General features: G+C 72.4%; 6 protein-coding genes and 2 pseudogenes. 6 read left to right on the plus strand and 2 right to left on the minus strand.

Features of this window, described 5'->3' with window-relative positions:
• Positions 1-322 (plus strand): annotated as a pseudogene (locus tag SSNG_RS44265) (carboxylesterase/lipase family protein); the annotation flags it as partial.
• Here SSNG_RS44265 and SSNG_RS31190 read toward each other — a convergent pair.
• A complete protein-coding gene (locus SSNG_RS31190) occupies positions 300-1,751 on the minus strand; it encodes an alpha/beta hydrolase-fold protein (RefSeq protein ID WP_007267938.1) in 1,452 nt (483 codons plus the stop codon). The pseudogene SSNG_RS44265 and the gene SSNG_RS31190 sit on opposite strands and share 23 nt — an antisense overlap.
• 273 nt (positions 1,752-2,024) lie before the next feature.
• Here SSNG_RS31190 and SSNG_RS31195 point away from each other — a divergent pair, with 273 nt between their 5' ends.
• The 3 genes and pseudogenes from SSNG_RS31195 (at position 2,025) to SSNG_RS31205 (ending at position 5,216) form a co-directional block, all read left to right on the plus strand.
• Positions 2,025-2,906 carry an alkaline phosphatase family protein gene (locus tag SSNG_RS31195; protein WP_128637240.1) on the plus strand — a complete coding sequence of 294 codons (882 nt, stop codon included), beginning with the start codon at positions 2,025-2,027 and terminating at the stop codon, positions 2,904-2,906.
• 2 nt (positions 2,907-2,908) lie between these two features.
• Positions 2,909-4,171, plus strand: a complete 1,263-nt coding sequence (locus tag SSNG_RS31200; protein WP_007267940.1) for an MFS transporter — start codon at positions 2,909-2,911, stop codon at positions 4,169-4,171.
• A 22-nt stretch (positions 4,172-4,193) separates the two neighbouring features.
• Positions 4,194-5,216 (plus strand): annotated as a pseudogene (locus SSNG_RS31205) (hypothetical protein).
• A 51-nt stretch (positions 5,217-5,267) separates the two neighbouring features.
• Here SSNG_RS31205 and SSNG_RS31210 read toward each other — a convergent pair.
• On the minus strand, positions 5,268-5,954 hold the full coding sequence (locus SSNG_RS31210; protein WP_007267942.1) for a GNAT family protein: 687 nt from the start codon (positions 5,952-5,954) through the stop codon (positions 5,268-5,270).
• A gap of 140 nt (positions 5,955-6,094) precedes the next feature.
• Between SSNG_RS31210 and SSNG_RS31215 the strand changes: the two genes are divergently transcribed.
• Both SSNG_RS31215 and SSNG_RS38265 read left to right on the plus strand, forming a co-directional pair.
• Positions 6,095-6,904 (plus strand): alpha/beta fold hydrolase, encoded by an 810-nt coding sequence (locus SSNG_RS31215; protein WP_007267943.1) that lies wholly within the window; start codon positions 6,095-6,097, stop codon positions 6,902-6,904.
• Positions 6,905-6,951: 47 nt separating this feature from the next.
• Positions 6,952-7,243, plus strand: a 292-nt coding sequence (locus SSNG_RS38265; RefSeq protein ID WP_007267944.1) for an alpha/beta hydrolase, incomplete at its 3' end; no start/stop codon positions are given.

The following is a 7,243-nucleotide window of genomic DNA, read 5'->3' on the forward strand; positions in this document are numbered from 1 at the left end:
GCCGGGGCGCCGCGCCCGGCCCCGAGCCACCTCTACGAGTTCCGCTGGCCCAGCGGCGTACCGGGGCTGGGTGCCTGCCACGCCCTGGAACTGGGGTTCGTCTTCGACTCGCTGAGAAAAACCGGAGTCCACGTGGCTGGCCGGCCCGGACGCCCCGCAGGCGCTGGCCGACGAGATGCACGGCGCCTGGGTCCGTTTCGCCGCCACCGGGGACCCCGGCTGGGCGCCCTGGGACGGCGACGGCCCGCCGAAGTTCTTCGACGGGCCGGAGCCGGAGGCAGTACGGGGCGCGGAGGCCGTTACTCCACTGGTCCTTCCATGACCTTGCTGATGAACTCCATCGGTCCCAGGCCCATGTTCGGGACGTAGGTCTTGGCGTTGTGCTGGCCGCCGGGGATCACCCTCAGGCTGGTGTGGATCGGGCCCTTGGTGTACGTCTGGACGAACTTCTGCACGTCCGGGAGCGTCTTCTTGTTGCTCTCGTTGTCGCCGACCTGGAAGGCCAGGTAGACGTCCGGGCCCTTCTTGTCGATGAGCTGCTTGGCGAGGAGCTCCGGGTTGTTCTCGGCCTTCTCCTTGTCGTGGCCCTTCCACAGGGAGGAGTCCGGGACGATGTCCGGGCCGGAGGCGATCACGGCCTTGAACTTGTCCGGGTGCTTCAGCACGGCCTTCAGGCCGGCGAAGCCGCCGGTGGAGGAGCCCATGAAGGCCCAGCCGTCACGGGACTTGATGGTGCGGAAGTTCTCCCGCATCAGGTCCGGGACGTCCTCGGTCAGCCAGGTGCCCATCTTGGGCTGGCCGGGGATGTCGGAGCCGTCCCAGTAGACGCCCCCGTCGTCCGGTGCCGGGTTCAGCACCGGCATGGCGAGGATGAAGGGCTTGCCCTTGCCCTCGTGGTACCACTTGCTGATGCTCGTCTGGAGGCCCAGGTCGGTGCCCATCCAGTAGTTGCCCGGGAAGCCGGGGCCGCCCGGCAGGGCGATCATGACGGGGAAGCCGCTCTTGGCGAACTTGGGGTCGCTGTACTCCTTGGGCGCCCACACCCAGACCTTGCCCGTGAAGCCGGACTTCTTGCCGGTGACGGTGGCCACGCCGATCTGCGTGCCGTCGCTGAGCGTCGAGGTGTTCTTGAAGTCGGTCTTCGGGCCGGTGGGCATCGACATCTTCGAGTTCGGCGCCTGCTTGGCCGCGCCGCCGCCCTTGTTGTCGGCGCCGCCGCCGAAGGAGACCTCCTTGCCCTTGTCGGTGAAGGGGGGTATCTCGAAGTAGGCCATCGTGCCCGCCGCGATGCCGCCGAGGGCCAGGACGGTGACGCCCGCGATGATCCAGCGCTTCACCTTGGACTTGCGGCGCGGCTCCTCGCCGTAGGGCGGCTCGGAGTAGCCGTACTGCGGCTGCTCGTACGGGGGCCGGCCCGGGCCCGGCTGGTACCCCTGGCCGGGGTGCTGCTGCTCGAAGCGGGGCGGCTCGTAGTCGGGGCGCTCGTAGCGGGGCTGGGCCTGCGTGGGCTCGTCGAAGCCGCCGGGGCGGTACTGGTCCTGGCCCTGCGGGGGCCGGGGCGGCTGCGGACGGCCCTGCGGCGGGCCGCCGTAGGGGCCCGCTCCCTGCGGGGCGCGGCCGGACGGCTGCTGGGGGCGGCCTCCCTGGGGCGCGTACTGCGGCGGGCCCTGCTGTCGGCCTTGCTGCCGGCCGGGCTGCTGCCCGTCCGGCCGGTACGGCGGCTGGTCCTGGCCGTCGGGTTCGTACGACATGTGCGGTGGCTCTCCGGCTGTTGCTGCCCCGTCTGGGGATGGTCTGCTTCCGTTCGAATGATGAACGACAGCGCTGCTGGGTTCCTCATTTTTACTTCTCTTGGGATTCCGTGGAGGAGCTCATTACCCGTCACCCACGGTGCCCCCGGTGTTCCCTTCCCGTTATCCAAGCATCCCTGGCTCATGCACATGACGGTGGGTATGGTGCGTCCGCGCCGCCGCCCGAGACCCCCGCACCTTCCCCACGCCCGGAGGTATGTCCCCGTGTTTGGCATGACCATTTCACGGCCTCGCCGCAAGACCGCCCTCGCCACCGCCTTCGGAGCCACCGCCGCCGGAGCCGCCCTCTGGGCCGGCATCGGCACGGCCCAGCCCGCGCACGCGGCCGGCCTGCCCGCCCCCGACCACACCGTCGTCGTGGTCTTCGAGAACCACGCCTACAACCAGGTCATCGGCAGCTCCAGCGCCCCCTACATCAACTCCCTGAAGGCCGGGGGCGCCAGCCTCACCAACTCCTACGGCATCACCCACCCCAGCCAGCCCAATTACCTCCAGCTGTTCTCCGGCTCCCACCAGGGCGTCACCGGCGACAGCTGCTACACCCCCGGCTTCAGCTCCGCCCCCAACCTCGCCTCCGAGCTGATCGCCGCCGGCAAGAGCTGGGGCAGCTACAACGAGGGCCTGCCCAGCCAGGGCTCCACCACCTGCTCCAGCGGCAAGTACGCCCGCAAGCACAACCCCTGGTTCGCCTTCTCCAACGTGCCCACCAGCACGGCGAAGACGATGGCCCAGTTCCCCACCGACTTCACCACCCTCCCCAAGGTGTCCTTCGTCGTCCCCGACCTGTGCAACGACATGCACGACTGCTCCGTCGGCACCGGCGACACGTGGCTCAAGAACAAGCTCAAGGCCTACGCGGACTGGGCCAAGACCCACAACAGCCTCCTCGTCGTCACCTTCGACGAGGACAACCGGCTCGCAGGCAACAAGATCCCGACCGTCCTGTACGGCCAGCCCGTCACCCCCGGCTCCACCTCCTCCACCACCTACAACCACTACGACGTGCTGCGGACCCTGGAGGGCCTGGCCGGGCTGACCACCCACGCCGGGAACGCCGCCACGGCCAAGGACATCACGGGGATCTGGGCCTCCTGACCATGTACGTCGCGGACAGTCGCGGTACCCCCGCCCCGGCCGAGCCGCAGGCCGCCGCCCCGGGCACCGGCCCGGGGCGGCACGCCGCCCTCGCCCCCACGGTCCTCGCCCTCGGCACGGTCTCCCTGATCACCGACGTCTCCTCCGAGATGGTCACGGCCGTGCTCCCGCTCTACCTCGTCGCCGGACTCGGCCTCAGCCCCCTGGGCTTCGGCCTGCTCGACGGCCTCTACAACGGCGTCAGCGCCCTGGTCCGGCTCACCGGCGGTCACCTCGGCGACCGCTTCGGCCGCCACAAGGCCCTCGCCGGGATCGGCTACGGCCTCTCCGCCCTGTGCAAGCCGCTGCTGCTGCTCGCCCACACCCTGCCCGCCATCGGCGCCGTCCTCGCCCTCGACCGCACCGGCAAGGGCCTGCGCACCGCACCCCGCGACGCGCTGATCTCCCTGGCCGCCGACCCCGCCGAACGCGGCCGCGCCTTCGGCGTCCACCGCGCCATGGACACCGCCGGCGCGCTGATCGGACCGCTCCTCGCCTTCCTGATCCTGCGCGGCGCCACCGACGGCTACGACGCCGTCTTCACCGTCAGCGCCTGCGTGGCCGCGCTCGGCGTCCTGGTGCTCGTCCTCTTCGTACCCGGCCGGCGCACCACCCCCGCCGCCGCGGCCGCCCCCGTGTCCCTGCGCGGCGCCCTCGGCCTGCTCCGCGTCCGCGACCTGCGCCGGACCGGCCTCTGCGCCCTCCTCCTGGGCCTGTGCACCGTCAGCGACGCCTTCGTCTTCCTGCTGCTGCAACGCGCCGCGGGGATCGCCGACCGCTGGTTCGCGCTCCTGCCGCTGGGCACCGCCGCCGCGTTCTTCCTGCTGGCCCTGCCGCTGGGCAGGCTCGCCGACCGCGTCGGCCGCCGCACCGTCTTCCTCGGCGGCCACCTCGCGCTGCTCGCCGTGTACGCGCTGCTGCTCACCGGCGCCCAGCACCCGGCGCTGCCCTACGCGGTGCTCCTGCTGCACGGCGGCTTCTACGCCGCCACCGACGGCGTGCTCATGGCCGAGGCGGCCGGAGCCGTCCCCGAGGAGCACCGGGGCGGCGGGCTCGCCCTCGTCCAGACCGGCCAGGCCCTCGCCCGGTTCGCGGCCTCCCTCGGCTTCGGCGCCGCCTGGACCCTCTGGGGTGCCCGGCCCGCCCTCGCCGTGGCCGCGGTCCTGCTCGCCGTGGCCCTCGCCGGATGCCTGTGGCTGCGGCCCGCCGCCGCCCCGCAGGCCTGACCCCCCTCCCCGAAAGGCCCCCATGACCCTCCAGCGCCGGATCCTGATCCTGGTCACCGCCGTCGTGCTGCTCGCCGGAGTGGGGGTGAAGCCGTCGTGCGGGCCTCCTCGCGCGCGGAGAAGGACCGGGCACGCGCCGGCGGGCCGCAGGTCACCCGCGGCGAGGTGTCCCTGGCCCCGGGCGGCGGCAGCCGGATGGTCTTCCGGAACATGGCCTGGGGCCCGCACCGCGACGAGCTCGCCACCGCCGCGGCCCGACGCGCCCGGGGGCCCCCGTACCGCCTCCGGCGTCAACTGCCTGCGCTTCCACGCCGCGGCCGGCACCGGGATCTGCCTACGGGCGGACAAGGGCGGGGTCCAGGAGAGCTACCGGGCCGTCGTCCTCGACGCCGCCCTCAAGGAGGTGTCGGCGCACCCGCTCGCGGGGATCCCCACCCGCGCCCGGGTCTCGCCCGGCGGACACCTCGCCGCCTGGACCGTCTTCGTCGGCGGGGACTCGTACGCCGGCACGGACTTCTCCACCCGCACCTCGCTGCTCGACCTGCGCACCGGGAAGCTCGACGCCTCCCTGGAGGACTTCACGGTCCTCAAGGACGGCAGGGAGTACCGCAACGCCGACGTGAACTTCTGGGGCGTGACCTTCACCGCCGACGAGAAGGCCTTCTACGCGACCCTCGCCACCGGCGGCAGGACCTACCTGGTCCGCGGGGACCTGGCCGCGCGCACGGTCACCACCCTGCGGGAGAACCTGGAGTGCCCCTCGCTGTCCCCCGACGGGACGCGGCTGGTGTTCAAGAAGCGGGTGCCCGGACTGCCCGCCGAGGCGCCGTGGCGGCTGTACGTGCTGGACCTGGCCTCGATGCGGGAGACCCCGCTCGCGGAGGAGCGCAGCGTCGACGACCAGGTGGTGTGGCGCGACGACCGGACCCTCGTCTACTCCCTGCCGGGCGACTTCGGAGCCGATCTGTACACCCTGCCCGCCGACGGGAGCGGCGCCCCCGTCCGGCTGGCGGACTCGGCCCTCGCCCCCGCCTTCCTCGGCTGAACCAGCGGGGGAAGGCGGGGGCGAGGGCCGGGCCGGGGCGCAGCAGGACCGTTACGCCGGGATCAGCGTCCGGCGACGGCGGCGGCGCGGGGCGGCGCTGGAGAGCCGCAGCTCGATGACCGAGCGGACGGTGGGCCACTCCTCGTCGAGGACCGAGTAGAAGGCCGTACTGCGCACCGCTCCGTCCAGCCCCCGCGAATGGGCCCGGCGGACCCCCTCGCAGGTGAAGCCGAGACGTTCCATCGCGGCGCGCGAGCGCCCGTTGCGGGCGTCCGCGCGCAGCGAGATCCGCCGCACGCCCCAGGTCTCGAAGGCGTGGCGCAGCATGAGCAGCTTCGCCTCGGTGTTGATGCCGGTGCCCTGGGCGCCCGGGGACAGCCAGGTGTTCCCGATCTCGGCGGCATCGGGGATCGCGGTCGCCGGATCACCGAAGGGGACCCCGGGGACGGCGGGCCACACCAGCGGCCCCTGCCAGTAGTCGAGTTCCAGGAAGCGGGTCGAACCGACCACCCGACCGTCAGTGGCTCTGACGACGGCGAACGCAAGCGATCGACCCGCTGCCTGATCGGCGAGGGCACGGTCGATGTACTCGTGGGACGCCTGCAACCCGTGCGGAACGGGAGTGAAGGCGTAAGTCGTACGATCCTCGGCCCCGGCCACGGCCAGGGCCTCGGTGTGGTGGGGGGCGAGGGGCTCGAGCCGCACGGAGCGGCCGGCGAGGAGTACGGGTACGGGCACGGAGCCTTCGGTCCTTCTGGGCGGTGGGGTGGTTGCACAGTGTGCGCTCCTGACGTCACCCCCCGCGCAAAACGCGGGTGAAAGGCAACGGGCTGTCAGGTGAACGCGAGTGGCTCAATGTAGCCCCTTAAAGTCCTCTCATGAACCCCCAATTTGGCAATGGCGCGGCATCGTTTTCCGATGACTTCGGTCCCAGGGGCGCGGAGGCCGTCCTGCTGGTCCACGGACACCCGTTCAACCGGTCGATCTGGGCGCCCCAGGCGACCGCGCTGGCCGCCGCCGGCTACCGAGTCATAGCCCCTGACCTGCGGGGATACGGGGAAAACCCGGCGGTCGGGGAGCGGACCCTGCTCGCGGACTTCGCAGACGACCTGGCCGCTCTCCTCCGGCACCTGGAAATCGAACGGGCGGTCGTCGGAGGTGTTTCCATGGGCGGGCAGATCGCACTCGAGCTCCGGTTGCGCCACCCGGGTCTGGTGAGGGCCCTCGTGCTCTCCGACACCTCCCCCGTTCCGGAGACCGAGGACGGCAAGGAGTTCCGCCGGAAGCTCGCCGAACGGCTCCTTGCGGAGGGTATGCGTCCGTATACCGAAGAGGTCATTGACAAGATGCTGGCGCCCTACAACGTGACCGGCCAGCCGGAGGCCGCCGCCCGGGTCACCGCCATGATGTGCGCCACCGACCCCGGGGGAGCGGCGGCGGCCCTGCGCGGGCGGGCCGAGCGGCCCGACTACCGGCCCGTGCTCCGCGCCCTGCCCGAGGAGGTGCCCTGCCTGGTGCTGGTCGGCGAGGACGACGTCTACACCCCGGTCGCCGAGGCCGAGGCGATGTGCGCGCTCGCGCCGCACGCCCGGCTCGCCGTGATCGAGCGGGCCGGGCACCTGCCGGGGGTGGAGCAGCCGGAGGCCTTCAACCGTGCCCTGCTGGAGTTCCTCGCCGTTCTGCCGTGAATGAACGCCCTGGCCGACGCACCGGCGGCGGGGCTAGCTTGGCCGCCATGCGCGAAGTGATCTTGGACAGCGGTCGGACGCTGGCGGTCGAGGAGTGGGGGGAACCGGGCGGGACACCGGTGGTCTACCTGCACGGCAGCCCGATGAGCCGGCTGGCCCGCCACCCCGACGACTCCCTGTTCCGCGAGCTCGGCGTCCGGCTGATCACCTACGACCGGCCCGGATTCGGCTGCTCCACCCCGCACGAGGGCCGCCGGGTCGCCGACGCGGCCGCCGACGTGGCGGCCGTGGCCGACGCACTCGGCCTGGACCGCTTCGCGGTGTTCGGGGTGTCCGGGG

The sequence above is a fragment of the Streptomyces sp. C genome, assembly GCF_000158895.1.
Classification (GTDB): Bacteria; Actinomycetota; Actinomycetes; order Streptomycetales; family Streptomycetaceae; genus Streptomyces; species Streptomyces racemochromogenes.

Excerpts from the sequence above, each read along its gene's own strand:
- SSNG_RS31190 (WP_007267938.1), bottom strand. The coding sequence starts at position 1,751 with ATGTCGTACGAACCCGACGGCCAGGACCAGCCGCCGTACCGGCCGGAC.
- SSNG_RS31195 (WP_128637240.1), top strand. The coding sequence starts at position 2,025 with ATGACCATTTCACGGCCTCGCCGCAAGACCGCCCTCGCCACCGCCTTC.
- SSNG_RS31200 (WP_007267940.1), top strand. The coding sequence starts at position 2,909 with ATGTACGTCGCGGACAGTCGCGGTACCCCCGCCCCGGCCGAGCCGCAG.
- SSNG_RS31215 (WP_007267943.1), top strand. The coding sequence starts at position 6,095 with ATGAACCCCCAATTTGGCAATGGCGCGGCATCGTTTTCCGATGACTTC.